This window comes from Shouchella clausii (assembly GCF_002250115.1).
GTDB lineage: Bacteria > Bacillota > Bacilli > Bacillales > Bacillaceae_D > Shouchella > Shouchella clausii.
Genome location: NZ_CP019985.1, coordinates 3,223,448 through 3,249,488, shown reverse-complemented (window position 1 = coordinate 3,249,488; position 26,041 = coordinate 3,223,448). Strand labels below are relative to the sequence as shown.

37 protein-coding genes are annotated in these 26,041 nt (G+C 41.3%); 8 read left to right on the top strand and 29 right to left on the bottom strand.

Annotated features, from left to right (window positions below):
- Positions 1-15: 15 nt before the first annotated feature.
- The 18 genes from BC8716_RS15765 to BC8716_RS15685 form a co-directional block, all read right to left on the bottom strand.
- Positions 16-471, bottom strand: a complete 456-nt coding sequence (locus BC8716_RS15765) for an ArpU family phage packaging/lysis transcriptional regulator (RefSeq protein ID WP_094427202.1) — start codon at positions 469-471, stop codon at positions 16-18.
- Between the two features lie 17 nt (positions 472-488).
- The gene (locus BC8716_RS15760) at positions 489-689 is read right to left on the bottom strand and encodes a hypothetical protein (RefSeq protein ID WP_094427199.1); all 201 of its coding nucleotides are present in this window, start codon (positions 687-689) and stop codon (positions 489-491) included.
- A gap of 2 nt (positions 690-691) precedes the next feature.
- Positions 692-1,276: a dUTP diphosphatase gene (locus tag BC8716_RS15755; protein ID WP_094427197.1), complete on the bottom strand. Its 585-nt coding sequence runs from the start codon at positions 1,274-1,276 to the stop codon at positions 692-694.
- 63 nt (positions 1,277-1,339) lie between these two features.
- Entirely contained in the window at positions 1,340-1,657 is a 318-nt protein-coding gene (locus tag BC8716_RS15750) for a hypothetical protein (protein WP_094427195.1), read from the bottom strand.
- Positions 1,658-1,812: 155 nt separating this feature from the next.
- Positions 1,813-2,172 (bottom strand): hypothetical protein, encoded by a 360-nt coding sequence (locus BC8716_RS15745; RefSeq protein WP_094427193.1) that lies wholly within the window; start codon positions 2,170-2,172, stop codon positions 1,813-1,815.
- Between the two features lie 31 nt (positions 2,173-2,203).
- Positions 2,204-2,620 carry a class I SAM-dependent methyltransferase gene (locus tag BC8716_RS15740; protein ID WP_094429271.1) on the bottom strand — a complete coding sequence of 139 codons (417 nt, stop codon included), beginning with the start codon at positions 2,618-2,620 and terminating at the stop codon, positions 2,204-2,206.
- Between the two features lie 178 nt (positions 2,621-2,798).
- Positions 2,799-3,149, bottom strand: coding sequence for a DUF3310 domain-containing protein (locus BC8716_RS15735; protein WP_094427191.1), 351 nt, complete (start codon positions 3,147-3,149; stop codon positions 2,799-2,801).
- A gap of 2 nt (positions 3,150-3,151) precedes the next feature.
- Positions 3,152-3,424 carry a hypothetical protein gene (locus BC8716_RS15730; RefSeq protein ID WP_094427189.1) on the bottom strand — a complete coding sequence of 91 codons (273 nt, stop codon included), beginning with the start codon at positions 3,422-3,424 and terminating at the stop codon, positions 3,152-3,154.
- Positions 3,421-3,951: an ERCC4 domain-containing protein gene (locus tag BC8716_RS15725; protein WP_094427186.1), complete on the bottom strand. Its 531-nt coding sequence runs from the start codon at positions 3,949-3,951 to the stop codon at positions 3,421-3,423. The genes BC8716_RS15730 and BC8716_RS15725 overlap by 4 nt, the downstream gene beginning before the upstream one ends.
- A gap of 3 nt (positions 3,952-3,954) precedes the next feature.
- Positions 3,955-4,389 (bottom strand): hypothetical protein, encoded by a 435-nt coding sequence (locus BC8716_RS15720; RefSeq protein ID WP_094427183.1) that lies wholly within the window; start codon positions 4,387-4,389, stop codon positions 3,955-3,957.
- Positions 4,390-4,632: 243 nt separating this feature from the next.
- On the bottom strand, positions 4,633-6,987 hold the full coding sequence (locus BC8716_RS15715; protein WP_094427181.1) for a phage/plasmid primase, P4 family: 2,355 nt from the start codon (positions 6,985-6,987) through the stop codon (positions 4,633-4,635).
- A gap of 57 nt (positions 6,988-7,044) precedes the next feature.
- Positions 7,045-7,482: a DUF669 domain-containing protein gene (locus BC8716_RS15710; RefSeq protein WP_094427179.1), complete on the bottom strand. Its 438-nt coding sequence runs from the start codon at positions 7,480-7,482 to the stop codon at positions 7,045-7,047.
- Positions 7,483-7,497: 15 nt separating this feature from the next.
- Entirely contained in the window at positions 7,498-8,451 is a 954-nt protein-coding gene (locus BC8716_RS15705; RefSeq protein ID WP_094427177.1) for an AAA family ATPase, read from the bottom strand.
- 9 nt (positions 8,452-8,460) lie between these two features.
- The gene (locus BC8716_RS15700; protein ID WP_094427176.1) at positions 8,461-9,009 is read right to left on the bottom strand and encodes a host-nuclease inhibitor Gam family protein; all 549 of its coding nucleotides are present in this window, start codon (positions 9,007-9,009) and stop codon (positions 8,461-8,463) included.
- 76 nt (positions 9,010-9,085) lie between these two features.
- Entirely contained in the window at positions 9,086-9,238 is a 153-nt protein-coding gene (locus BC8716_RS22515) for a DUF6906 family protein (RefSeq protein WP_169715956.1), read from the bottom strand.
- 4 nt (positions 9,239-9,242) lie between these two features.
- Entirely contained in the window at positions 9,243-9,428 is a 186-nt protein-coding gene (locus BC8716_RS15695) for a hypothetical protein (RefSeq protein ID WP_094427174.1), read from the bottom strand.
- Entirely contained in the window at positions 9,429-9,743 is a 315-nt protein-coding gene (locus BC8716_RS15690) for a hypothetical protein (RefSeq protein ID WP_094427172.1), read from the bottom strand. It abuts the gene before it with no gap.
- 134 nt (positions 9,744-9,877) lie between these two features.
- On the bottom strand, positions 9,878-10,660 hold the full coding sequence (locus BC8716_RS15685) for a phage antirepressor KilAC domain-containing protein (RefSeq protein WP_094427169.1): 783 nt from the start codon (positions 10,658-10,660) through the stop codon (positions 9,878-9,880).
- 62 nt (positions 10,661-10,722) lie between these two features.
- Between BC8716_RS15685 and BC8716_RS15680 the strand changes: the two genes are divergently transcribed.
- A complete protein-coding gene (locus tag BC8716_RS15680; protein ID WP_094427166.1) occupies positions 10,723-11,040 on the top strand; it encodes a hypothetical protein in 318 nt (105 codons plus the stop codon).
- Here the strand turns inward: BC8716_RS15680 and BC8716_RS15675 are convergent.
- Complete coding sequence (locus BC8716_RS15675) at positions 11,003-11,272, bottom strand: hypothetical protein (RefSeq protein ID WP_094427164.1); 270 nt, start codon at positions 11,270-11,272, stop codon at positions 11,003-11,005. The two genes, BC8716_RS15680 and BC8716_RS15675, sit on opposite strands and share 38 nt — an antisense overlap.
- Positions 11,273-11,325: 53 nt before the next feature.
- Positions 11,326-11,499, bottom strand: a complete 174-nt coding sequence (locus tag BC8716_RS15670; RefSeq protein WP_094427162.1) for a helix-turn-helix domain-containing protein — start codon at positions 11,497-11,499, stop codon at positions 11,326-11,328.
- Between the two features lie 276 nt (positions 11,500-11,775).
- On the opposite strand from BC8716_RS15670, the gene BC8716_RS15665 reads away from it, so the two are divergent.
- From BC8716_RS15665 to BC8716_RS15635, 7 genes are all read left to right on the top strand, one after another.
- Positions 11,776-12,099: a helix-turn-helix domain-containing protein gene (locus BC8716_RS15665; RefSeq protein WP_254120957.1), complete on the top strand. Its 324-nt coding sequence runs from the start codon at positions 11,776-11,778 to the stop codon at positions 12,097-12,099.
- 2 nt (positions 12,100-12,101) lie between these two features.
- On the top strand, positions 12,102-12,551 hold the full coding sequence (locus tag BC8716_RS15660; RefSeq protein WP_011246209.1) for an ImmA/IrrE family metallo-endopeptidase: 450 nt from the start codon (positions 12,102-12,104) through the stop codon (positions 12,549-12,551).
- 149 nt (positions 12,552-12,700) lie between these two features.
- Positions 12,701-13,477, top strand: coding sequence for a hypothetical protein (locus BC8716_RS15655; RefSeq protein ID WP_094427161.1), 777 nt, complete (start codon positions 12,701-12,703; stop codon positions 13,475-13,477).
- Positions 13,478-13,873: 396 nt separating this feature from the next.
- Complete coding sequence (locus tag BC8716_RS15650) at positions 13,874-14,068, top strand: hypothetical protein (protein ID WP_094427160.1); 195 nt, start codon at positions 13,874-13,876, stop codon at positions 14,066-14,068.
- Between the two features lie 121 nt (positions 14,069-14,189).
- Positions 14,190-14,552: a YolD-like family protein gene (locus BC8716_RS15645; RefSeq protein WP_094429270.1), complete on the top strand. Its 363-nt coding sequence runs from the start codon at positions 14,190-14,192 to the stop codon at positions 14,550-14,552.
- 56 nt (positions 14,553-14,608) lie between these two features.
- Entirely contained in the window at positions 14,609-15,442 is an 834-nt protein-coding gene (locus tag BC8716_RS15640; RefSeq protein WP_157730467.1) for an ATP-dependent DNA ligase, read from the top strand.
- Positions 15,443-15,793: 351 nt separating this feature from the next.
- Complete coding sequence (locus BC8716_RS15635) at positions 15,794-16,222, top strand: hypothetical protein (RefSeq protein WP_094427156.1); 429 nt, start codon at positions 15,794-15,796, stop codon at positions 16,220-16,222.
- 35 nt (positions 16,223-16,257) lie between these two features.
- Here BC8716_RS15635 and BC8716_RS15630 read toward each other — a convergent pair whose 3' ends face one another.
- The 9 genes from BC8716_RS15630 to BC8716_RS15585 form a co-directional block, all read right to left on the bottom strand.
- The gene (locus BC8716_RS15630) at positions 16,258-17,145 is read right to left on the bottom strand and encodes a peptidoglycan recognition protein family protein (protein WP_094427153.1); all 888 of its coding nucleotides are present in this window, start codon (positions 17,143-17,145) and stop codon (positions 16,258-16,260) included.
- A 2-nt stretch (positions 17,146-17,147) separates the two neighbouring features.
- A complete protein-coding gene (locus tag BC8716_RS15625) occupies positions 17,148-17,558 on the bottom strand; it encodes a phage holin family protein (RefSeq protein ID WP_094427151.1) in 411 nt (136 codons plus the stop codon).
- A 36-nt stretch (positions 17,559-17,594) separates the two neighbouring features.
- The gene (locus BC8716_RS15620; RefSeq protein WP_257251881.1) at positions 17,595-18,983 is read right to left on the bottom strand and encodes a phage tail protein; all 1,389 of its coding nucleotides are present in this window, start codon (positions 18,981-18,983) and stop codon (positions 17,595-17,597) included.
- A 6-nt stretch (positions 18,984-18,989) separates the two neighbouring features.
- Positions 18,990-19,628: a hypothetical protein gene (locus BC8716_RS15615; RefSeq protein WP_094427147.1), complete on the bottom strand. Its 639-nt coding sequence runs from the start codon at positions 19,626-19,628 to the stop codon at positions 18,990-18,992.
- 63 nt (positions 19,629-19,691) lie between these two features.
- A complete protein-coding gene (locus BC8716_RS15610; RefSeq protein WP_094427145.1) occupies positions 19,692-19,862 on the bottom strand; it encodes an XkdX family protein in 171 nt (56 codons plus the stop codon).
- Positions 19,855-20,229, bottom strand: coding sequence for a YomQ N-terminal domain-containing protein (locus BC8716_RS15605; protein WP_094427143.1), 375 nt, complete (start codon positions 20,227-20,229; stop codon positions 19,855-19,857). The genes BC8716_RS15610 and BC8716_RS15605 overlap by 8 nt, the downstream gene beginning before the upstream one ends.
- Before the next feature lie 11 nt (positions 20,230-20,240).
- Entirely contained in the window at positions 20,241-22,508 is a 2,268-nt protein-coding gene (locus tag BC8716_RS22835) for a pyocin knob domain-containing protein (protein WP_406550701.1), read from the bottom strand.
- Between the two features lie 17 nt (positions 22,509-22,525).
- Complete coding sequence (locus tag BC8716_RS15590) at positions 22,526-25,177, bottom strand: peptidase G2 autoproteolytic cleavage domain-containing protein (protein ID WP_094427141.1); 2,652 nt, start codon at positions 25,175-25,177, stop codon at positions 22,526-22,528.
- Between the two features lie 23 nt (positions 25,178-25,200).
- The gene (locus tag BC8716_RS15585; RefSeq protein WP_157730466.1) at positions 25,201-26,040 is read right to left on the bottom strand and encodes a phage tail family protein; all 840 of its coding nucleotides are present in this window, start codon (positions 26,038-26,040) and stop codon (positions 25,201-25,203) included.
- Between the last annotated feature and the right edge of the window lies 1 nt (position 26,041).

Below are 26,041 nucleotides of genomic sequence, written 5' to 3'. Positions count from 1 at the left end.
CTAGTAAACAACAATTTATTTGTTTTTCTCTACATTGAAGTTCATTGCAAGTGCAATTTTATAGAATGCATTGCGCTGTAGTTTGTAATAAAACTTAGCGCTTATAGGCGGTTGAAATACAAAGTTGTACATTTTTAAATCGGTCATATACTCCGCGTTTCTGTCCATGTAACGCTTCTCAACAAGAAACTGTTCTAATGAAGGAAGATGTTTCACGACGCGTTCAAGCTTTTCGCAAAAACGCTTTTGGTATTCCTTCATGTCTGCGTTATAAATGGCGGTATCAGCAGTTTTATCGCTGGTCCCACTCGTTTTGACTACAACGTCTTTAAAGGGAGATGTAATAGCAGCTTCCCGATCATCGAATTGCAAGTATTTGTACATCCGGTATTTAACAAACGCTTCTTCTACAGCCTCCTTTGTTTTTTGTTTATCTAGCTCTGGGAGTTCAAATAGTTCTTTCTGTTCCATCACTCCACCCCATTATTTCATGAGTCCAATTCAATCCCAAGTGCCCACTTAGCTTTGATGCTATTGATAAGGGCGAGTTTTTCATAATCCGTTTTGTTAAGACCGCTTTCTTGTTGCATTTTCGCATTGAAATAGTAATGCTCCAAGAAGGCAATTGCATCTAAGATGACACGCTTTTCCTCGTCGGTGAGTTTGTTGCTGTCCACAGGAGAGGACATGTTCAATACCCCGTTTCTTGCCTTTTGTGATTGATTTCATTCTTTTGAAGGTATGCCTGCTCGATCTCTCCCCAAGTAAATCCTAGCATCTTTCCTAAAGCCAAGAAGTGCGCAAAAGCAGTTTCATACACCACGCAATCATCTGGTTCAATATTGTCTTTGTCTTCAAAAATTATTCTGATGTTATCTATCTGACCAAAAACAGCAAGAAACTGCTTTGTTTCGTCTTTAGTATAAGAATACTCCCAAGCCTCGAAGTCTGTATGGCCTATTGAAATTCCGATGCTCAAGAAAAAGTGAAGACAGTCGACGTATTCTTCTAGGAGCGGATAAGATTCATATCCCCACTCAGGTATCCATTCTTTATTTAATCCATCTTCTGAGACTCTCCAATTATATTGCGGTGGTTTAGGTGAGTTGTTTTCACTCCAAAACTTGAACCCCCGCCACTCGTTTGCGCACTCTCCTAGTTCCACTAGTAGCGCTAGAATTCGTTCTTGCAGCAAGTCTTTACCTTCAAGCCCTTTCTTCTTGATGATCGCCTCGTCTAGCTCTTTTTGGATTTCAAATAATTTTGTTAGATTCATGAGTTCCTCCTAATGTGATGCCCCGCACAGGGCGGGGAGTGAGTATTCCTATACAATAGTGTCCTATACTTCTGTGGAATAAATGATGCAAGGTTCCGTATGTCCTCCGACTTCAAGAAGCCGAGATAGTGTCATTTCAACCCGCATTTCGCCATGTGAAAAAATCATTTCACCTAGTCTTACACGTCCTTTTTCTTCTAATGTAAAATCGTCGAACGGAATATTGATTTTTTCGTCTAAACTTAGTTCCTCCACACTTACGCCAAGTTCAAATGCGGCAGAATTTAAACCTGTATCTTCACGGTAAAAATCAGTTGCTTCTGCTAATGACTTCGCACAAACCCAATCACACTCGCAAAATTTAAATACTTTCATTCCCATTCCGTTCCCTCCTATACAGTAGTGGCCTTATACAATAAAGCAGTCTTCACAGACCAGCGTTTTCCCCTCGGTGGGATGAAAAATAACTAACAGAAATTTACCTTCTTTCCCGCATTCAGCACATTTTGGTTTATCCATTCCGTTTCCCCTCCTGTCTACTTATATTTAGACCACTTCTGCTCGTATCTATCCAACAACTCCTTCACTCCCTCTACCCCCTCTTCTATCGTGGGGAGGTCATGTTCTCGGATTTCCACTGGTCTGGAAACGTGAGTATCTCCTTTGTAAAAATACTCGATTACTTGCTCAATAGAGGAAAACTCCATTGTAGAGTCATCATGTTCAATCTCAGAACGCGCAATTTTTGCTTCATCTTCCCCAAGTTCCTCTTCAACGAAGGAAATTTGTTCTTCTTGAACTGCCCTCATCATTGCCTTAATTTCATCTGTAGCCCACACGATTTTAACTACAATCTCACCGTCATGTATTGCGACACCTACTGCATATCTTTTCATCATTTCCTCCTTTGGCGGCAGGAGCCACTATTTATTTCATAAAAACCATCCAATGGGTTTTCGCTCTCCGATTACCAAACAACGGCCTTTGACCAATTACTTTTATAATTTCACTAGTTTTAATCTGGTCCTCATTCCATTTAAAAATAAGTGCTCCATTTGGTTTCAAAACACGCATACACTCTTCAAAACCGCGTTTTATATCAACCTTCCAATCAACTGATAAAATTCCGTATTTCTTTGCTAACCACGATTCTTCGCCTGCTTTTAGCAAATGTGGAGGATCAAACACAACTAAATAGAAACTATCATCATCAAATGGCATATCTCTGAAATCACCTAATACGTCAGGCTTAACTTCCAAAGTTCGACCATCGCACAGCGTTGTACTTAATTCGCGATTGTCCATATAAATTGCATCTTCGTGACTCTTATCAAACCAGAACATTCTGCTACCACAGCAAGCATCTAGTATCTTGGCCAAAACATTTCCTCCTTTTCCCACGTTCTTTAAAAATCCCCATCGTCGCCCTTCATCGTTTCTTCATGTCTTGTAGCGCCTTTCAAAAACAGTAATGTGCCAACAGCAATTAGGCTTCCCACAGCAATGATGCAGATTAGGGCTATCATTTGAACTTCGCCTGTATTGGTAGACGGCAATAAGAGCAATGAAATATCGTAAATGTACTTCCTGGGGGAATCTTTTGGCTGTTGGACTTTTTACATTTTGGACAAACCCAATTATGATGATTATCCTGTTTTTTCTTTCCCTCTTCCTCTTTCTCATACAGTTCAATGGCTTTTTCGATATAGTCCTTTGCTTTCTTCAAATCTTCCAAGCCGTTCTTTTTCGGATACCTGGTCACATACTTAATTACATTGCCAATCAAAAAGCCTTCGTACCCTGCCGCGCTCATGTTTTCTTTCATATAAGCGAGTGGATCAATTTTTGATTCATAGTGTGCTGGTTTGCTCATAATCACACCTGCTCCCTTAACGGCTTCCGGTTAAATACCATCTTTACAAAGTAATGTTCATCCTTATAGGCAATCGGTGCTGCACATTCCCAACCGCGTTCTTCTTTAACTCTAATTCGCTTAATAAGTGCTAGTTTACTTTTGTCACGTAGCATCAAACCATACCCGCCGCATGATGACTTAAACTGAAATGTGTTCTGATTTTGCCGCGCTAATATGATATTGTCGATAAGTGCGCACGTTTCTTTTTCGGATCGTCTCTTTTTAACACTCATGATTTCAATACCTCCCTGGCTAAATAAAGTAATGTGTGATAGATGTAATTGCCTGAATATGCCGGATTAATAAAGTGAGTCGTAAACCCGTAGCGCGCTTCAAATGTTTTGAGCGAGCCAAGCAACGATTGAGGCTTGTATTGGCTGCGATATGTGCCGTTTAATATTTTCTGATAGCCATTTACGTCCTCAACTATCAAGGTAAAGGGCATTCTTGATGCTCTTATCAACTCATTTTCAAATCTGGTTCGATCTTTAATTGATTCAACTAATTCATCCACTCCGTTTTTTCTTTCCACAGAGCCAGAGACAAACATGTCACGCATAATCCCGTAATCTGGATTGGCAGGAATAAAGCAACCGTAATCGCCTGTTTTCATGGTCCTGTTCACGAAAGGGATGTCTTTTTTAACAAAATAATCCCGAACGTGCTGGTTCTTCTGCTCCCTGGTGTCCACAGTGATGGTCAGTGTTTTCAAGATTTCGTCTACTTCTTTTGGAGTGTATTTGTAGCTTAGAGCACTCACCTTCTATGCTCCCTTCTTTTTACGATCCGCCATGGCTCGCTTGAATAATAGTTCTGCCAACAAATCCGTATCTTCATTTTCATAATTGGCTGTGCATTCCTCATACTTCCAACCGTTCTCTTTTAAAATTTGCATCCTTCTTATGACCATATCTGCACAGTCTGAATTGTTTCTTAAAAACGCATCAATTGCTTTCGGATTATTCACTTCCCTTTTAAGGAAAAAATCCACCAATTGATCATTTGTAGAAAAAATAGAATGCTTTTTGTCTGTATACTCACCTTTCAAATACATAATGAGCCTTCTTTTATTCTCTTTAGCAAACTGCAATGTTAATTCACTCACTTGCTTAGCGTTTGTTGCTACAATCCCTTCTGTGTCAAGGGTTAAGTCAGCGCCAGCCTTTTTAAAAACAGCGATAATATCTTTTGGATGCATCACCATCACCTCGATATGGGTTAATAAAGGGTTAATGAACGAAAATGCTAGTTTTCATTGATATACCAATGGTTTGAGTGTCATCGGGTTAATATAGTTAACAAGTTTCCTATTCCTCCTGATATAAATGTCTTTATTTATTCTTTAATAAAGGATTTTCATATGAGAGGAATAGGTATGTTAATTAACTTTATTAACCTTTTTATAATAAATAAATGCATAAACCCTTATATACCAACGGTTTCACAGTCTCACAACGTCTTTTTCTTTATTAACCCTTGGGCTAAGTTCATTAACCCCTTTTACGTTTTCCAAGCTTTTATTCTCTTCTTTTAATCCCAAACCGGAAAAATACACTTTGTTTTTTGCTCCATTAAATTTCTTAAATCCTCTGCTTTCGATCATTCGGTAAAACTTTCTGTTTTGAATATCAATCTCGTCATTGCCAAAACTCCACTGCTTGTATTCTCTAAATAGTTTTTTAGCTTCGACCTTCGCTAAAGGATTTACAATGCACAATTCATCGATGAATGGCCCTAATATATCCATGTCTTCTCTATAACTTTGGGTTGCTCTTTCGACGGAACTTGGTTTCTCAAGCCCTTCCGCCTGCCACTTCAACGCACCTTCCACCATCCACCGCAAGATACCAGGCAACTCCTTACGCAACTTTTCGGGTAAGTCCTTGTCTTGTTTTTCCTTTGGAATGGATGCGGTAAATGGGATCAGATGAATCCTTCTCCATATTCCGTCATCGTTGTTACGCACAATCGGCTTGTGGTTCGTTGTAAAAAAGACCTTAAATTCAGGAGCAAATTCAAAAAAGTCTTGTCTCATGAAACGAGCAGCAATCTTGTCCCCGCCAGTTATTTGCTTTACTAAGGCTTCCGACAATTGCTGCCCCTCTTCGCTCTCCACAGCAGAGACAAAGCGGGCGCCGTCTAAACGTGCAATGTCGTTATTAATACCGGAATCATTTTTCTTTTTTACAAAAGTGTCTGTGTTGGATTGTTTACCGTAGTCACCAAACACTTCTTGGACCGTATCAATAAACGTGCTTTTTCCGTTTTTACCAGTGCCGTATAAGAAGAACATTGCTTGTTCCTTCATTGATCCAGTGAGACTGTAACCTAATGCTTTTTGGACATAATCTATTACTTCGTAATCTGTTTCGCCTTTGTCATTTAAGATGACATCTTTAAGAAAAGACTCCCAGTTGGGACATTGCGCATCTTTGTCATATGATGTGTTGCTAATTTGTGTTAGAAGCAATTCGCGCTTGTGCGGTAACAATTTACCAGTTTCAAGATCAATAACACCGTTTTGGCAATTAAAAAGCATCTTATGTTTATCCAATTCCTTTTTTAGGACGGGAACTAGCGGCCTTAAATCTTGAATGCTATTTACACGCGTAGACCGCTTCTCGCATATCTTCGCCCACTTTAGCATCGCTTTTTGTCTATCTTCATCTGATTCTTTAAATGCTTCATCGTATAGACCTCTTAGCGTACCGGAAACGATTGTTTCAATCTTTCTTGTTTCATCAACAGCCCATTTCTTTCCATCCCAAATGAGCCAACCAACCTCATTACAATAGCGAATGTCTTTGCCATGTTTATAAGCAATTCGTTCAGCATTACCTAATTCAGTCAGATTGAATTCTTTTGTTTCAAATTCTGACTCATCGCTGTTTATGGTTATGTTGTATGTCTTATCCTTCTGTGGGACATGATCACTAACAGTCGAACTACATTCAGCAATTGCCTTTTCGATTTGATAAGCGCCGTATGTAGTGTTCCCCCTAGCTGCATCCCACTTCTCTCGCATTAAACCGGATTGCCTGAACATTGAATCCATTAAAGCGGCATCACAATTAGTCCAAAAAGCTAAGTAATTACATAAAGCCATATCCGCTTCAGAATGATCGCCATCTGGAAAAAAGCCATCGAACAAGTCTTTAATTTTGCTACCATTTTTGCTGGCAAACATCTTATCCCATAAATCATTTTCATTTAGAAAGCTGGACCTAGATTGTGTAGTTGATGAAGGCGTTGTTTTTTGTTTAGGTTTATCCTCCATATGGACCTTCCAAAAGCTTTTTAACGCATCTGTACGCTCTTCCACTGTGGGAAGCCCAACGCTATTCCCTGTGAAGGTGAAGTAACGTCCATGACGATAAACCTCAATGCCGCCTTTACGTTTACCTGTTCCTGTCCCTCTCAGCGGCAACTTGCCTTTTACAATGATGTGCAAACCATCACCACTTGGAGAAAGTTCAGTATAGCTGTTCAATTGATCTACAATGTTTTTTGCTGCATCTGTGTAAACTCCGTCTTGTATGCAATGGTCCAAGTCAATGCCAACAAACGGATCATCCTTGCTAAACATAAAGCCAATGCCATCGAACTTGCCTGACTCATAGGCTTTTACTGCATTCTCAAATGTTGTCCAATGCTGTTTATCATTCGCTTTAGCGTGCCATCCATCAGCTTTATAAGGCACTTTGGTTGTCTTACCCTTCCGCGTCTCCTTGCGCCATACAATCCACTGTGGAAAGTCGCGCAGCTCTTGCGGTATGTTATGAAATTGATACTGCATGTAACCGACTCTCCTTTAGGGTAAAGAGGGGACTAAGCCCCTCATGGTATGGCTTGATTAGAAAGGCACATCGTCAGACGAGATATTAACATCCATATCTTGTGGTTTACCTACTTCGGATGGCTTGAATCCGTTCACCTGTGGGTAGTTGCGTCCGTTCTGTTCTCTTAGACCGACAACAACGCGAACTGGTTTGTTTTGCATTGTTTTAGCCCATTCTGTATATGATTCGAACGGCGTTCCCTCCGGCACTCCTACCGCTTTTGACAAGGCGTGGAATCTCCACATGCTTTTATCTGAGACAACAAAGTTATCGTAATTTATTTTTTGCCCTTTGCATGGTTGTTCGACATCGCTACGCACCTCGTAAGTCAAAACGACCATGTTGCTACCTGTTTTAGCCTGTTTCGTTTCATAGCCAACAACAGTTACTTCGTATTCCCCTTTTTTAAACTCTTCAAATTCGCTCACTTGGTTGTAATCTACTTTAAACATTATCAATCACTCCTATTAGTTAGTTAAAATTTCGTGCGCTCTGCGCATTGCTTTTAAATTAAAATCGTGTACCTTCTGTTCGTTCATCTTAAATTCCATTCCGACAAGCTCTTTCTGTTTCTTTTCATCTCTTTCCACAGCGTTCAGTATTTCAGCCAATAGACGCTGCCGCTCCTTCTCGTCTGCTTCCGCTTGCTTTGCCCTCCGCTCGGCTTCTTCTGCTTTCACGTCTACACCAAGTTCGAGCCAGCGAAACAGACGGCGACCGTCATTAATGGTAATTCGAAATTCTTCTTCACCAAAAAGATGGGTGTTGTCCTTAGATGCTTTTGCCATGTGATTCATATCGACATTAAAATTCAACATGAATTCATATTCCATTTCGTCTTTCTGAACTGGCTTAGTGCCGATTTTCACTGGCTGTTGCTTGCCCTTCTCATTTAATTCCATGGCATATTCTTGCTTTGTTCGAAGGGTAGCGATAATGTGAACATCGTTTCTTGTTAATATCCTTACTAGCTTCGTAGTTTCGGGCGCAAGCTTGCCCCAATTTTGAAATGAGTTTCCACTCATAGAACCATGCTGCTCAACAATGCCGCCTTCTCCTTGCCAATTGTGTGATAAAGAATCAATGACTATTACCTCTGCACCTGCTTGCTTTAATGCCACAATCGCTTCTTGATAACGCTCGGTTGTATAAGGTGGTTCGAAGTTTATATGAAGAAACTCACCAACCTTTGTTTCATCATCAATTTGATAATCAAAGTACAAGAGAGACCTTTTATGTTCTGTGTCAGCTAGACCCACTTTTGCCCACACTTCTTGTTCTCCCAGCTGTGGATAGGCTTCTCGCATCATTCCATATGCTATTAATAAAGCACTCAATGTTTTGCCTGATCCTGATGGCCCCATCAATCCAGCGATCAGCTTTTGTTTCTCACGTCGTGCCCTTTTGACTTCAAAGCTCATTCAATCACCTCACACTTCTACTTTGAATGTGGTTCCACCCTGGTCAATTTCTACGCCTTCTACGCGTTGTCCCCAAGCATCAACAACAACAGGTTGTCCATCGGCAGTAGTAATACTAAGTGTCTTTTTAAAATCGCCCCAGCGAATTTCTTCTTTTATATAGTCAGACATACCAGCTTCTTTCACATGCTCCAACAGCTTGTCTTTATTTACTGCCACAGGCGCTGGCTTTCTACGAGTACTTTTTGATTTGCCGTGTGGAGTTTTCAGCGTTTTAGCCTTCGGATTTTCTTCAAGCAATTGCATGTGATACTGAGCAATTAAGCTTTCAAAAAATTCAATGGATTGTTTTACTGGCTTATGCTGTTCTGCTGCCCACAGATGGATGCGCTCAATCTCTTTTGCCGCAATTGCGTCCGTCTCTTCCATTTGAGTTTTTAATGCAGCGATTTTTCGGAAAGCCCAGTTTAGAGACTCCTGATCCGTAATCTTGAAACGTTCCTCGCTCAATTCCTGCCCTTCTAGTTCTTCAATTTCAGCTTGCTGTAAAGCGTTCATTTGCAATCCTCCCTAATGGTGGTATACTGATTTCAAATGTGATTTGTTATTAGCCGCCTCTGCCAAGGTGGCTTTTTTATACAAGCACAATGGCTTGTCTGCCTGTTTGGCGATGAACAACGTGCAATTTATCGGGCAAAGCCTTTACTACAAACCACTTATCAGGCGACTTGCCAGCTTCCTTCATCAGCTCTTTCTGGGCCAGCGTCGGCTTCTTCCCGTTTTTCATTCACTCAATCCTCCTTCCGATAAATGATTAGTGCGTCAGTCGTCCAATCCATTTCATTTGCACTTGCAGCAAATTTGATGTCAATGACTTCGGTATCTGGGTTCATTTCCAACCACTTATTTATTGCTTTTCCGATGTCACCGCCGGAAATATATTTAACGGCAATGCTCCCTGCTACGCCTAGTTCCATCTACTCTTCCTCCCAACTAATTAGTAACCTTGGTTCGGTTGTATCACTGTACAATTCTGTAACAACAAAGCCTGCAATCTTTAAGTAATCCAAGTAGGTTTCAACAGACTTTTTATCTACTGGAGCACCATAGATATAATTTGCTTTGGTAACTTGTAAAGAATCGGGACCTCTTGAAGTCAACGTGATTATCACGTTTTTCAAGTGACGTTTTGCAGCATTTTCAATTGCCTTATCAATCCTGCTTACTACTCTGAGACGCGTATTTTCAATCCCTTCATTTGCAAGCTTTCTCGCTTCAATCGCATTAATCATGGCTTATCCCCTCCCTGTGGGCAGCTAAAATAGTAAATCCACAAATAACCAAACAAACAACATGACCATGATTCCTAACCCGCCGCCGATGCTAAAGTACGCTTTGTTGTCGGCTGACACTTGGTATCACCTCCTTAAGCTCCTGTGCCAGTTAGATCGTGACTTTCTTTTTCGATCATTGGCAAAATATTTTCTTTTTTAAGCAGCTCATATATAAATAGACGACCTTTTTGAGTCCACTTTGTACTGACTCTCGATTTTTCAGCGTCAATTACATGAGTGGTAGTTTGTGTATAGCCTTTATCCTGGTATTTTGCATAGAGCAACCAAATATCTCCCTGCTTATATTGGACCCCCAACTCGTGAAGCTTTTTGTTTAGAGCAATTGCGCTCATACCGTAATCCTTTGCAATCTTAGAGACTGCTAGCAGCGACTTATTTTGAAGCACCATGTCATAATACGAAGCTTTCGGTTTTAACTCTTTCGTTTGCTGAACCAGTACAAGATTTTCTGTTTGAAGCTTTTCATTCTGTTCTACTTGTTTTACCAGTTGAAGTAATGCTTCTTTGTATGTTGTTGGAAGTTGATGTGATTCTTTTAATTTCCGTTCCATTTCCTCAAATTGGGTAACGTAGGCTGCTGTAAATAAGACACCTTTTTCACCAGTCATTTTGTTGGCAACCATGTCACAGCCTTTGCGAGTTAGCAAGAAGCAAGGTCGAACTTCTCCTTTCGCATCTGCATAGGTGCTTTCGATGAAGAAATCTGACGAACGGAATTTTCCGTTGGTTAAGTGAAGCACGTACCCCTTGATTTTATCGAGAAGATCTGAATGCCTAACTCCAGTCATTTGAGCTACTTCCCGACTATCAACTAATAGCTTTCCATCTTGATTGAGAATTTGCAGTTGCTTCATTTTATTTACCTCCTAATTCTCCCTTTCTGCTAAACTATTGAATGAAGGGAGGTGTATTAATAATGAGTGAAACAGGTGAAGAGTTACATAATCATCCAGATGCCTTCGATTATTTAACTCCTGGTGAACAAAAACATTTAACTAATTGGATTGAGACTAATCTCAAACCCATCAAAACCTTTAATGACCGTCGCACCTCTTATGGTTTGAAACATTTGTTTGAAGACAGTGGCGGCTTCTATATAGGTAACGGCGCATTTAAAGGTGCGATGATAAAGTGCGGGTTCAAAGTGAAAGATGCATCAGCACTTAATTGGGTATTTAACGTATCCGAAAGATCGGTTAATCAGACTCGTATTCGAGCAAATCGTTTAAAGTAACCTTTACGCACTCCCATTCCTCGAAAGCAAGGACGCCTTGTTCTTTTAATAGGTTTGCTAAATACGTCTTGCCTGTTGGCCCCTGCTTCCCCGTTATTAAGATGGGAGTGCCTTCTTTTATAGCAGCTGCAATTTCTTGTTTTTGTTCCTCGCTCAACCAAACAGGTAAGTTTATTTCAGATTTGGCTAAGGGCTTCTCGTCCTTTACCTTAAACCGTCTATTTAAGTTCATTTTTTAAACGCCTCCTTTTTTCGCGCATCATGCGTTTAAATCTTCATCTCAAACTACTTTTTCATTATTTTAATTATTTTTTCTCTGACTTTCTTTCCATTTCTTTTACCAAGCAAGATGTCAGAAAGATATGCGTTGGATATGTTTAACATTTTGGCTAAATCCTTTTGCTGCATCTCGTTCAAAAATAGCCAAATTTTAACCTTTTTTCCGAAGTCCTTTTCCACCAATGACACCTCCTTTGTATTATTAGCTAATTATTTAGCTTTTTATTGACACGGTTTAACCTATAGGTTAGAATATACCCATAGCTGAACAGACTATCATAAATAGCCTTTAAACGTTGGGGAACGTGAATTTGGCATTTTTTGTAGTGTCCAAAAAGCTAAATAAGAAGCTTATGAACACAGTTTACTATCCTTTAGGTAAGAAGTCAACTACATTTTTAAACTTTTTGGATAGATGTGTTCTTGCTGTTTAAGGTGATCAACATGTGTTTATTTATGAAAGTGAAAAAGTTATGCGAAGACCGTGGGATGTCGATAGCTGAATTAGAAAGAAAATTAGGATTGAGTCCTAATGTGCTTTACAAATTAAAAACACAAAAACCGTCGATTGACAGGGTACAATCCATAGCTGACTTTTTTAATGTATCAGTGGACTACCTACTTGGAAGAAGCGAAATTCCATATATTGTAGACCAGGTTGAAACAATTGCCGCTCATCATGATGGTGATGAATGGACAAAAGAGGAGTTGGAAGAAATTGAAGAATTCAAGCGCTTTGTTGCCATGAGGCGTGAAGCACGAAAAAATAAAGGAGAGTAATCATGTACGACAGTTTATTGGCAGAGTGCAATAGAAATAACATCGAGGTTTATGAAAGAGATATGCGAAATAAGGGTTTATATTCTGATGGCGTAATCTGGATAAATAAAAAGTTATCCCCCTATGAAAAGTGCTGTGTTTTAGCGGAAGAAGTTGGTCATTATTATACATCCATGGGTGATATTCTGGATCAAAAAGATATTAGAAAGCGCAAACAGGAAATGATAGCAAGGAGGTGGGCCTACGATAAATTAGTTCCTTTGGACAAAATTATTCAAGCTCACAAAAATGGCATAAGAAATCGTTTTGAATTAGCTGAATTCATCGGTGTTACGGAACCTTTTCTTAATGCTGCAATTAACAGTTACATACAAAAATATGGCGACTTCATTAATTACAAAAAATATACTATTACTTTTAATCCGCTTGGAGTTTTGGAGTGGTTAGAGTAATATAATTTTTTTACCCATATACAAAACATACGTTCCTATAAAACAGATGCTTATTCTTTACATAAAACTTGTAAATGGAAACTTTTTCTTGAGTCATTCTATACTTAGATAGTAAGATTTAACTATACATATACCTATAGGAGGTTCCAATGAAAAAGAGTATTGCGCTTTTTAGTTTGATTGGCCTTATTTTATTATCTGCTTGTAATTCTACTGCTACTGAAGAACCAGAAGAACCAATTGAAGAAACACAAGATGTCGAAGCAGAAACCAAAATTACGGAAGATGAATCTGAAGAAGACGAGGATAGCCTTTCTCAGGCAGAATGGATGGAAAAGCAAAATAATGAGGAAGAAGAAAGTAACGAAGATGAAGCTGATATTAAAGAAAAATTAGAAGAAGTGAATGATGTGATCATTGATGAATATGGCGATCGCGTAACGCTTAAATCTCAAAATATTACTGGTCACGAATTTGAATTTAATGGAGTAGTTTACAAAGTAAATGATGTTAAACATTTAGAAGTCCAATCTGATAGTGAAATAAGCAGTAGATGGGAAGACTATTTCAATAGTCGCGTGGTCGTTGAAGATCCTGGCCATTTCGATTTACTGCAAATATCAATCAATATTACCAACTCAAATGATTTTGATGTTGATCTAGGAGGCATTTTTGATGTACTTACTTCTAACAAAGATCAATTAAGTACGAATGATGACCTTTATTTCCCTCAATGGAATCCAGATAAAGACGTTTATAAAGGTGTAACTACTGAAGGACTTTTTCTCTATGTACTTCCTGCAAACTCAGATCCTATTCAAGATGTAGAGCTTTATTTATCTGGAATGTACAAAGATGATACAGCTACAGATACATTTGAATCATTAGATGGTACTTATACAGAATTGATAGAACTTAATGATTGAGAAATTAGAGCCTCAACGGCTCTTTTTCCATTTATTTTTAAAAAATTCTTGACTTTCCGTACTATCAATAGTACAATATAAGTAGATCAAAACAAGGAGGTGAACAAATGCTGGATACGATAGAGCAAATCGCCCGAATCCTTTTCTCCTTAGCCTCAACGGTTGCCATCGTGATTGCTTTGAAGAAAAAGGACTCAGACGATAACAAATGAGGGTTTGGGGCTATGCCCCTCCCTTAGCTCTATAATACAGCAAAACACATGAAAAAGAAAACTCTCTATATCTTGCTGCTTATCCTGGTTTGGGCATCGTTTATTTTTAAACAGCCTGTCTTGGATATTGCTGTCACCCTTGGAGTAACGCTATTTATTTTAGATCAGCTAGGAGTGTTTAAACGTGGACAAGCATGACAAGCCACACAAGCCGCTTTCTCAAACCGAGCGTAATAAGCGCTGGCAAGAGCAAAACAAAGACCGCGCCCGTTATCTTAGCGCTCGCTCAAGTGCCAGAAGCTTTATCCGCAATCGCGCCACGGCTGAGGATTTGGACGAGCTGGAGCAATTGATTGCCGAGCGGCGCCAGCAACTTTAAGGCTATGCCTAATAAGCATACGCCTTTTTTTATTGGTCGAAATTACCACTAGAATACAGAACGTACATTCACATATAATACAAACAAACGTTCTTACGAAAGGGTGTTTGTTGTGAAGAGCATGGACGATGTTAAAAAAGAAATTTGGCGTGGTAACCTTCTGTGGGAAGGAAGTCGGATGATGTTACCGGAACATAAACAAGCATGGATTGAAATGCAGCAGGGTGAAGATAAGGTCGATTTACATGGTGAGTTAGATCAAGATCAGTGGCAAGAAATCGGTATTGTTGTGATGGATGCCTTAAAGCATGCCCTACCCGTCAACGTCCGCTACTGGAAAGAGGGCTATTACATTGACCAAGTGTGTTACATATATAAAATAGATCACGAAAACAAGAGGGTTAGGATTGAGCATGGCCCAGACAATGACAGCATACGTGAATGGATAGATATGCGGGTCATCTATGATGTGCAGCGCATTTAATTCCAGCAATCCCCTAAAGCATAATCACCTCTACTCATAATAAAATTAGATTAGAGGTGATAACTATCTTTGTTTCCCCTATGCTTTTAAACCGAATTGACACGCCGTCGGAAAACAATTGGCTGACTGAGCTAAAATTCGATGGCATACGTCTGATCTTGTCCAAACATGACGGCTTAACACGGCTGTATACCAGACATAAAACTGAGGTTACAAACCGATTTCCCGAACTGTGCAACAATGATATTGCCGACGGTACCATTTTAGATGGCGAACTGATTGTACTAAACGAGGAAGGCAAGCCTGACTTTGAACTAGTCATGTCTCGCTTTCGCTCTTCCAAAACAACTCCCATAATACCCGTGCAGTTTGTGGTTTTTGACATAATGAAGCACAAACATACCTGGACTACTGCCCTGCCCCTCATACAACGCAAAGAAATCCTATCCAATGCCTTACATCCGCATCCCCATATGTTTGAGATTAAATGGCTAGAAGGACAAGCCGACTCTTACTTTGACGCTGTTAAAAATAGAGAATTAGAAGGAATTGTGATAAAAAATCCGGCATCTACCTACAAAATAAATAAACGATCAGGGGATTGGCTCAAAGTCATTAATTATCAGTTCACAGAAGGCCTGATTACAGGGTATAGAAAAAACGAATTCGGCTTGCTGCTAGAAAGTTTTGAGGGCGAGTCATGGGGAGTCATGGAGCATATGCCTATCAAGTCACGCAGGGAATTTTACAAGCTGACTAAATTACAGACTGTTAACGAAAGCAAGAACTTTGTACACCTAGAGACGCCATTCCCATGCAAAATTAGGTACAGACATAAAACAAGCAAAGGTTATCTCCGTATACCTACTTTTGTTGATTGGCTAATATGAAGGCTGGCACATATCGATTTTAATAAAATTAAATCCTGACTTGTCACTGGCTTAAAATGGCATACTCGGTTACGCACGGGTATGCTTTTTTGCAGTTGATCGGATAGACTTGGGCTGTTGGCGTAAAAAGGCAAGATATGATTAATCGTATGACGGTAAGAGTCGCTAATGTGGGTTGGTACGTAGTGTTTGGCTGCAAGGTAGCTGTGGATAGCAAATAAAAGTGAGTATGCGGAAGTGTTTCTGTTCATGTTAAAACCTCCTGATTAGTTAAGCTTTTCAATAGTCAGGAGGAAATCCCTTCTTTATAATTGAAGAAAAAGGCAGGTGTAATATATGGAGATATTGCAAATGGTTATTCCAGTAATATCAGCTTTAGGCGGGGCATTTATAGGCGCATACATTTCCGGGCAAAATCAAAAAAAATTACTTATTGAGCAACAAAAGAAAGAAAACAAATTAAAAACGCTTGAAGCTTGTAATGCTTTTTTAGATATTGCAGGTACTAAAGTTCTTACAATTGAAATTGGTGGTCCAAAACAAACCCTGGATTTTGACAATAGAACTTATGAAAATACTGTAAGACCAGTCTTATTTCAACACTTACATTATTACCCTAAGTCAGTCACTGAAATAGTTTACTCAATCGATTCAGATCTTCAAACATATTACTATATTGAAGGCGCTGATGTAGAAGATTTGGATATAACAGCTTCAAAATACAATAGATTAGTTCAAGAAATCAAAAATGTTATTTCAAATTATCAAACGTACAAATAGCAACCCCGCCTATCTTAGCGCGGGGCTTATTTTTATTACAGCAAAGCCTTCCATGTAGCCTTTCCGGCAATACCGTCAATAGTAAGTTTTTTAGCTCTCTGGAAGTCGCGAACAGCCGCTTCAGTCCCTCCGCCAAAATGACCATCAAATGGCCCTGGGTTAAATCCGGCTAGATATAACAGAGCTTGCAGAACACGGGTTAAATTACCTTTTGCACCTTTGCGGACATTACGAGCAGCCGCATAAGTTTTAGGGCCTGGGATGCCATCCACAGCAAGGCCTGCACCGAACTGCTTGTTTAGCTCGTTTTGATAGACTTTTACCAAAGCTTGGTGAGTTTTAGGTCCTTTTAATCCGTCTACCACAACTTTGTAACCGTAGTTGCAGCACCATTCTTGGACTTGGCGGATAAACGCATCACCAGTAGGGTTTGTAGGTTTCGGCTCAGAAACTTTACCGCCGGACACCAAATTCCTAAGCTCAGTCATGCGGAAGTTTTTGCCTGGGCAAGCTGTTGATGCCAAATCTTTATGGCCAATGATATCTGATGCTTTTAAGTTGCATTCTGACACTAACCAAGCATTAAGTGCAGCTCCTGCTTGTAGTTGGGCATCGGTCATATTTTGCTTAGTAAAATCACCTTGATATCCTACACCAAGTGTATAGTGGTTATGGTTCAACACATGTGCACCTACATTAAAGCCGCGACCTTGGTAAATAGTACCGTCGAAAGCAATCCAATAGTTATAGCCGATACCTGACCAGCCGTTTGAGTTACGGTGAAATTTATGGACATCATGAATATCCCAAGTTTGGTGCGCCATATGATGCTGCACAATCTTTTTAACTTTAGATTTTGCTAGTGGAGTTAGACTCTCACGAAAAGTTAATCCTGCATTTTTAATAGTTGGTTTTTTAGCCATTCTTATTCACTCTCCTTTTTATTCTCAGGGCCGTGTTCGTCAAAGCCGCGTAGTTTTTCCATGATAACTGGCGGAACTTTCAGCCCAATTCTGCTTGCGTTTTCTACAATAGACAGCGCTTCATTTGCCATGTAAAAAAGCACAGTTGTCGTTGCAACCATGCCGTTTAGGTCTAGTATTCTGTCCACGATATTCGCGACAATTATAATGCCAAATATGGCGATCTTCCGCGCATAACCAAAAAGGGCTGACCGACTGCGCAAGTCTTTTAGCTTAACTGCTTTCATAACACCAGTGATAATGTCGATTACCATTAATACAATCAACAAATCTAAAAACTTAACAGGGCCGAACAAATACAGCTTTGCTACCTCTAAGTTTTGAAAGTTTAAAAAGAAAGATATTTGTTCCACGTCTACACAACCTTTTCATTTGAAATAAAAAAGAACCTATACGGTTCCTTGGTTTCCTTCTAATGCTTTTAGCCTTCGGTCAATATCCTCAACTTTTTGAATCAGGGCATCTACAATAGACATCACCTCCCCGACTCGCTGGTCGGTATACTTGCGGGCCTCATTCAACGCCCAAGCAGCGTCTTGTTCAACATCGCCATAGTCAGGCTTGCCATCCCATTTTTCGCGCTCCCCAGGCCGAAGGTGTAATTGCGTATTTTGGATATGCAACTGCAACTGTCCATCAGCACCATTAACAAGTTCAATCGCCTGCCTTGCATTATTATCTGCCTTCACCGCTGTGGATAGCGCCCTTGTCGTTTGACCAGCCACGCTTTCGATCTTTTTTGATGCCTTGTTAGCCTGCGCCATTTGCTTCGATATGTCCCTGCGAAAATTACCAATTTCGATTTCGGGACTCCTGCCCACAGCGAAGGGATAGCGAGTCTGTGCCGTAATACGCGCCTGGATCACCATGTTGAAAGGCTCGTATATCACCCATACATAGTCGAACAAATTATATGGATGCAGCAGCACACCATTTTTTCGTAACTCAGCAAGCGTAATTGTAATTGAGTAATCTGGCACGTCTTTCATTTCGCTGATCAGTTTTTGTTTCAGGGCATCAGCATGCTCAAACCGATCATCATAAATCACTTTATGGTAGTATTTGACCTTCCCATTTTCATCAACATAATTTTCAGCATTAGGAGAAACGTATGTCACATGTAAATCATACTTTTCCTTTTCATCATTCCAGTTCGCATAAGCTTCGCCATACGTCGCTAGTTCAGATGCATCAATGTGTTCTTCGATGGTAATGGTGTTGTGGTCATGTCTAAACTGCGTCTGTACTTGATTGACTCCTAAGCTTCCCACAGGGGCGATGATAACGTGTATACCCGTGACATCATACTCAGCATCAAAGCGGCCAAGGCATTGTTTGAAGAGTTCCCATTGATTATTCTGACCAAAGTTTTCAAACTCCTTATTGTCAAAAGAACCACGTATTTCATACGTCATGCCAGTACCAGCAAAACATATCTCCATACATCTCTGAATCGATAGAGTTTGCGTATGAGAACCTTTATAAAACTCGCTGCGCATCCGGTCAACAATCTCATGCTGGGCAGTTATCGACTTACGTATAACGCTGTCCCCTGATTTGTCTATCGTATCTATCACATACTTATTGCCATCCACCTCGACTTTTTGTTTGTGAGTCAGGGCATCGAATACGTGTACATTACGAACTGTTTTAAGCAAAGAAAAAGAGATAGAACGCTCTCCTGCGCCTACCTCTCTAATAGTAAAGTTTTCTTCATCGAAATCTATGATCGGTTGAATATCACCCTTCATGGGGTGGAGGATTGGTAATTTTATCATCACAATTTATTTTCCTCCTTTAACACCTTCTTCATTAATACGATGTACTACTTCTTCTATATATTTTTTGAATTTATCTCGACCCATTTTACTATGTCGGGCATCATAGGTTCCACTATTCATGTTATATAATGAACCCTTTGAAAAAGTAACCATGTTTCCTGAAGTATATCGAACTACTATTCTTGCGTCGTCTGGTAATTCATCTCGATAATAGTCCCACATTCCTCTATCTAAGTATTCTCCTGGTTCTACTTCAACAACTTCCTCCATGATACTTTCGCTGTCTTCATAAGGCTCTGACTTTTTAAGATCGTTAAGCTCTAAATAAAAATATGCCCATTCAGTATCTGCGTTCTCGAAGTATTGGAATGTTAACCTTTTCGGTTTAACCACTGTATTGTATCCAAAATTGATCTCAATACAATCTTTTTCATTTGATAAAGAACAACCTTCTATATCGACACCCCCACTCCGAGGCATGAATGTGTGGTTGTCAGCGACATTTTTACCTATAAAATTCAATACTCTTATAATCTCTATAGGTTCATGCCACTCCCTTTTTAATGGAATATCACCTTTGAAGAGATCCTTCAGCATTTTTTCCCATTTAATCAATTGATCATTACGGTATTCGTCTTTCATTTTATCTCCCCCTCTTTCATCATTCCATTATACGACAAAAAAGGGGGAAATCCTTCTATTAATTCATTCTACTAACTCGAGCTCAAAGGGTTCTCCAGTTATAAGCTCATATTCTTCGGGTGTTAGCGCCTCTAATTCTACAAAGCGCCTTAACTGATCTTTTCTGCACCAGTTTTTTTCATATCTTCTTTTTAGGTCTTCAAAGCGCGGGCTTCTAATAACTTCCTCACTCATGCTTTACCCCCTCCAATGCTGTCAGCCGGATTTCCTGATCGGTTATGGATTGCCATTGCTCCATATCACTTAGTTCTTGGTCTGTGACTTGCTGGGCAATGAGTTCCACTTCCGTCGCTGGGCGTTCTGGCGGCCGCATCCACTCTTCTATTTCTTCTTCCGTTGCGCCCTCCGACCATTTTCCGTCTAAAAAGCGAGGACGAAACAGACCATCTGGAAATGAATCAATAACCGTATTAGGCGGCAACTCATAACTAAGATTTGTCTCTGGGTCAGTGTATACATCGCCCTTTGGTTTTTCGACCGCATCCAAAACGATTGGCTCGATATAATAGCCATCATTATCTATCCTATAAAACTGCCTCATTGTACCCCTCCTTAATTACCAGCCTTAAACACGATATTGACGGCAACGAATTGCGTGGCACCAGGCCAAGTCATGTCTTGGATGATAAAGTTTCCGTTTGCTCCCAGGTAGCAACGCAAGCCTTGCGCGCCAGTGGTACCTGATGAACTGCCTACCAGCCAAAAATAAGACGTTTGTCCGGGCCTATATCCAGGCGGCAACGTAAACTGGACAATTGCAGGGTCGCCACCGATTGCGCCGCCATTCATTGAACCTTCAATATAGACAGTCCCCGTCGAATCCTTGGCATACCGAACGGGCCAACTCCCCGAATGGCTCCAGGTCGATTGCAAACTAGCGCGAATCCAGTTAAGCGGCTCATTTGCAAACGCACTAAAAGCCTGCTTCGTCCTTTGTGGCGTCATAAAGCTACCCGTATGTGTGCCAGCTTCGGCTTGAGCCTGACTTGCAACAGGATAATTTTGCACGTTACCCAAACCGACCTGGCTTTTAGTGACGTTATGCGGATTGTTCCTTAGCGCGACAAAAGCATCAAACTCAGCTTTTGTAGCTTGTTTGGCGTTATCTACATTAGATAGTCCTACTTGTGCTTTGGTGACGCCGTGGGGATTGCTTTTGTCGCTGGCGTGCGCGTCTACCTTTGCCTGAGCACCAGAAGCGGTTTCTATTTGCTCCCAATCGCTCCAACCCGTATCGGGTAGATCGGGTCTCCACTTGCGTAACCACATTGCATTTATAGAATCACCATTAGCTCTATAGCATGTCTGGACCATCCTATAGTTTTCTACCTTGTCAGTCACTATAACAGCAAGATTTTCAGGATACCCATTACTAAGTCCGTTAGTTTGGGAAAATAGAGTAACTCCTGTTGGATAATCTGAACCAGGTATATCTGCTCTTCGAGGAGATATGATATTTACTTGCTGTGATGTCACCTTGTGCGGGTTGTCCGTTCTCGCGGCGTGCTCATCAATTAGATCGATTACCTCTGCGTATGTTGCTACTTTCTGCCAGTCAGTCCAGCCATCCCCGTCGTAAAAATGCCGGAAGTAAGCTCCGATTTCCTCATGTCTTATAGAATGAGGGAAATACCATTGGGTAAACCGTAAGTTAGACACTTTAATGTTAAGTATTGTACCGTGATTTGTAGGATAACCAAGGTTCGAATGCATGAACGTGGTCAGCCCCAAGGGGTAATCAATACCTGTTGTATTGGCAGATAATGCAGGGATAATTGTCGCTTGGCTGGCAAAAGTATCGATTGATTCTTTTGTCCGTAGCGGTGTCATGATCTTAGAGTCATTTGTCCCTGCTCGCGCTTCGGCTTGAGTTGCTCCACTCCAGTTTGGGACGTTACTCAGACCAACGTGAGCCTTCGTTGTCCCATGGGGATTATTTTTGTTGTTTGCATGAGCGTCAACTTTCGCTTGTGCACCGGCCGTTGTTTCAATTCGGTAAAATTCGCCCCAGCCATTTGCTGTATGAGACGACCGGAACAAAATACCCGTGTTTGCAACTGTATCCGCTCTATCAAAATAATACTGAGAAATACGGTTTTCATTGATTTTGACCGTCATCACAGTGCCGTGTGTAGACGGCCATCCGCTCCCACTGATGTCAAAAACCGAGACGCCTACTGGGTAGGCTGTAGAGGGGGCATCAACTGACAAACGTCCAATAACGTTGACATCCTCGCTTTTAACCCCGTGAGGATTCTTTTTGTCCGCGATATGGGAAATGATTTCTTCGTCAATATCCGTTATGCGCTCGTTTAAATCTTTTTTACCGCCGCGTGCATCGATGACTTCTTTATTACTGAGACGGTCTATATCTAAATTGTCATAGACCTTTTCTTTTACATCATCCGCGACGTTTTCTCTCCATTCGTCTACTTCTTCTGCAAGATCAGCAAATTTCTGGTCAATCAGCGAAACTTTAAGCGCGATTTCTTCGACAATCTGTGTGTCGCGTCCGTTATGGATGGTGCGCTCTACCTTTACCGCGATGTAGCCCCGCTGTGGGAAGCTCATCGTTGTGCCATCGCCGTAATCAATGCGGAAAACGGCTTTGTGGCAGCCGGGCTTCATCGTGTCTACTTCCCTCAAACGATAGACCACTTCGCCCGTTTCTTTATTCACATAATCGGCTTTGTCATTCACTAGCAAATTTTTAGAGGCATCCTCCATCAAAAAATGGACTTCTGCCTCTTCCCACAGCCGATATTCGTTTGGAATGACTAATCGTACATCATGGCGGCTGTCAAACTGTTTCATCTGCATGTCAATTAATCCCCCCTTTAACGGATGAAAACAACCGCAACACCGTAACCCTTGTCAGAATCGTAAGGTGTCGTAATGTTCATCACAATAAATTGGCCGTTTTCGTCTTTAGTCGCAATGCCGCCAATTGCGCTGATTTTATCGCCTTCTTCGACCGTTTCATCTATGCGGACATGGACTTGCCCTGTGATACCGACAACGTGCCATTCATCACGTTCGGCACGCGGCTTGTAGTCCCGACTCGCGTCATATTCTGGATTTTCTTTCGGCATGTCAACTAAAACTTCTTTGTACGTATCGAGTTGGTTTCCTTCCTCATCTAAGTCATATTCTTTTAGGACTTTCTTTTCGTAGATATAGCCCCCGAACTCATTTTTCAAGTAACGGTCTTGCCACGCAAAAGCAGCCGAACCTAGCACAGTCCCGGCTGTCTCAGATATAGCCCCTATAATTTCCTCGCCCTTGTCAGCCTTTTTTATCTTGTTGCCGACTAATGACACTAAGTAACCTGTCTCAATCTTCTTCCCGTCATGGCTCTCGAAATACTCCGCATAGTCACTAAACGTGCTGCCGCCCTCACTTGTACCCGTATACCTCAAGTTACCTTGAGCCGTGTACATTTTAATTTTTGCGTTACGTGTGGACGGGTCGCCGTTTCCGGCTCCCATAGAAATACAATAGTTTTCGTTATTTAGGACTGAACCGGATGCAAACACTAACGAAGCTGTACCTTGAGCACGCGAGTTTTGTGAGCCGATTACCCCTGTACGGTCACCTTCGGCTCGCGAGCCTTGCGAAGTACCCAGCACAAACGAGTTGCTACCAGATATGTGCGGACCGCCGCTTGAGCCTATACCGACATTATTGAAGCCGTCCTCTGTTGTGGTTGCGCCACCGGAAGTCGAGATCAACGATGTATTGGAGCCGCGCGGAATACCAGCGCCCGAAGAAATCTTGGTATTCTGCCTCATTAGGTTTGGGAAATTATCGATTAATTCGCCCGCAATACTACCCGCTTTCTCGTAACGATCAGCGTATGCAAGCAACACAGACGTTTGGTTGTTTGCTAGTGTAATGCCAACAGAGCCTGCTACATCACGGCCGTGTAGCTGGATATTAACAAGATGGGCGTTTTCTAAACCAGAGCCACCCACATAGATACCATTTTTCGCGCTGTCTCGCGCAATAAAGTTTGACACGTTGACGCTATCCACTCGACGACCGCCGCCACGCACCATTAGATCGTAGGTAGCTTTAGTAAACCCACGAATAATGACGTTACTTAGGTTGTATTGACCGCTTTCGCGTGCGAACTCGATGACAAATTCACCGTCAAAATTCTCGTCGCCGATTGCTTCAAACCCCTGGATATTGACACCCATATACGATGACACAAACAGCGCGCGCGGGTCTGTATCTCCGCCCCACGATCTTTTTTGCGGGAATAGGGATACGCAATTTGAGACACTAATATCCTTTGCGGATAAGGATGGCTCTTGCCCCTCACTGCCGTAATGCCCCATGTGACGGAAGTTAAAGCCAATGACTGAGCCGATGTCGATACAGTCGGTAAAATGGATGTTTGCACCTGCTAGAGAATAATCATGTCCTTTTACCTCATAGCCGCGCGTATTTTCCTTAGACACGCACCGACTAACAAAGACAAAGCGCGAGCCGTCATCCATTTCGAAACCGTTGCTGTTTTTGTGGCCGATGTCCAAATAGTTGGTCGCGCCAGTTGAAAAGCAGCCCTCAATAAAAAGGTAATTACTATGGTGCGTCGTAAAGCCGTCATCCCCGTGACCATCTGCAATACAGTCCGTAAGCATGATGTATTCGGACGGGTTTTTGGACAGCGGGTTAACATCCATCACCTTATCGCCGTCATAAAAATACACTTGTTCGGCATTTCCCGCCGTTATGTCAAAACAATGCAATAGGCAGTCTTTAGCTTTTACTCGTGTGGCCGATGAAAATTTTGCTCCGGCAAACACGACTCCAGACGACTTGTATCCCCCAGCCGCTGACGGGCGCCCTTCTTCTGGATAGCGCGACGCATTCCAATCGGCGGTAAAGTCGTACAAGTGTATGTTTTGAGACTCACCGCTTACATGGTCGGCATTGGTAACAACATAAGAATCAACAGGGGCATCATCCGGCAATTTAACATATGTGACGTCAATTCCCTGCCCAACCAAAATTGAGTCGCTAGGCGCTTTAATTCTTGCCCGATACACACCAGCCGACATATGCACCTTGACGTTTCCGTCACCGAGCGCCTTTTTAAACGCTTCGGTGGAGTCCGTGACGCCATCCGGTACAGCACCGTAATCATCGACATGCACTTCTCGCAATATTTGTGCCTGCATCTTGTCAATTTTCTCTTTCGTTCGTCGCTGGTATGCGGCAACCATATCGGCAGCCGTATCAAATTTTTCTCCCGTTTCAGGATCGACGCGAAGCATTTTCACTTCTTCTAGTTGGTCGCCTGCTTCGAGTGCTGCCTTAACTTGCTTCCTTGTTATTTTAGACTCCATTTCCGAGATGCGAGCCAATTCTTCAGCACGTAATGAGCGGTATTTCGCTGTTGCTGCTAAGTTTTTTAAGTCACTAATTTCAATTAACCGCTTGTAAATTTCACTATTAATCTGCGCATTATAATCATTCACTTGCTTCCCTCCTTGCTAGTTCACTAGATAAATAAAAATTGAAAGTCGAAACCGATCTCAAATGCACCGCTTGTTCCTGACAAAATTATTTCGTTCGGCCCAGGAGCTAGGGTAATCACTTCCATATTCGTTTCCGGAAAAATCGGCTGACTGTTTTTAAAAGAAAACACATCCTCTAAGATGATGATGTCTTTAGCGGATGTGCTGCCGTAATATTGCCATGCAGTATTCGTGGTGGCATTCCTTATCATTAAATTATTGGACGAGCCTTCGTAGATGATTTTCAAATTTTCATTGATACGCTTGGGATTTATCTCGGAATGACCTAAATTCCATATGGTGAAACGCCTTATACTATGACGGTACTTAATTTGATCAGGTATAGCGGGAATGTTCATTCCAAATTGCCAAATTCCGCTAAAGTCAAATCGATCATCTAGGGTTCCCCGCGAATACGCAAAAGGAGAAGACGATTCCAATTGAATCTGCGCTTCTCCTGCATAGCTGACTATGTGTGGTAGTTGAATGGCGTTAGGAGCCGTTACTTTCCACAGCTTGTTGGGTTCATCCTTTGTCGATGCATAAAACTCTTGCTTTCCACAGATAAGGGCTAAAAACTCTGTGCGTTTAAGTAAATAGTGCATATAGCTTTCGCCCTTGACAATTACATCCCAATCAATGATCCTGCCGCCATAGCTCGTTGCCTGTGGGAAGTAAATATGCCCGTTTGAGCTGCCCACAGCTTCTTGCCTAACTTGCCTTTGTTGCAACGATTGGGGTAAAAATTTACGCGTCAAATAGCCAAGTTCTTCGCAATCATAGACTTGGCCAGTCTCAATATTTTCAATTAAAATCGCTGGCATA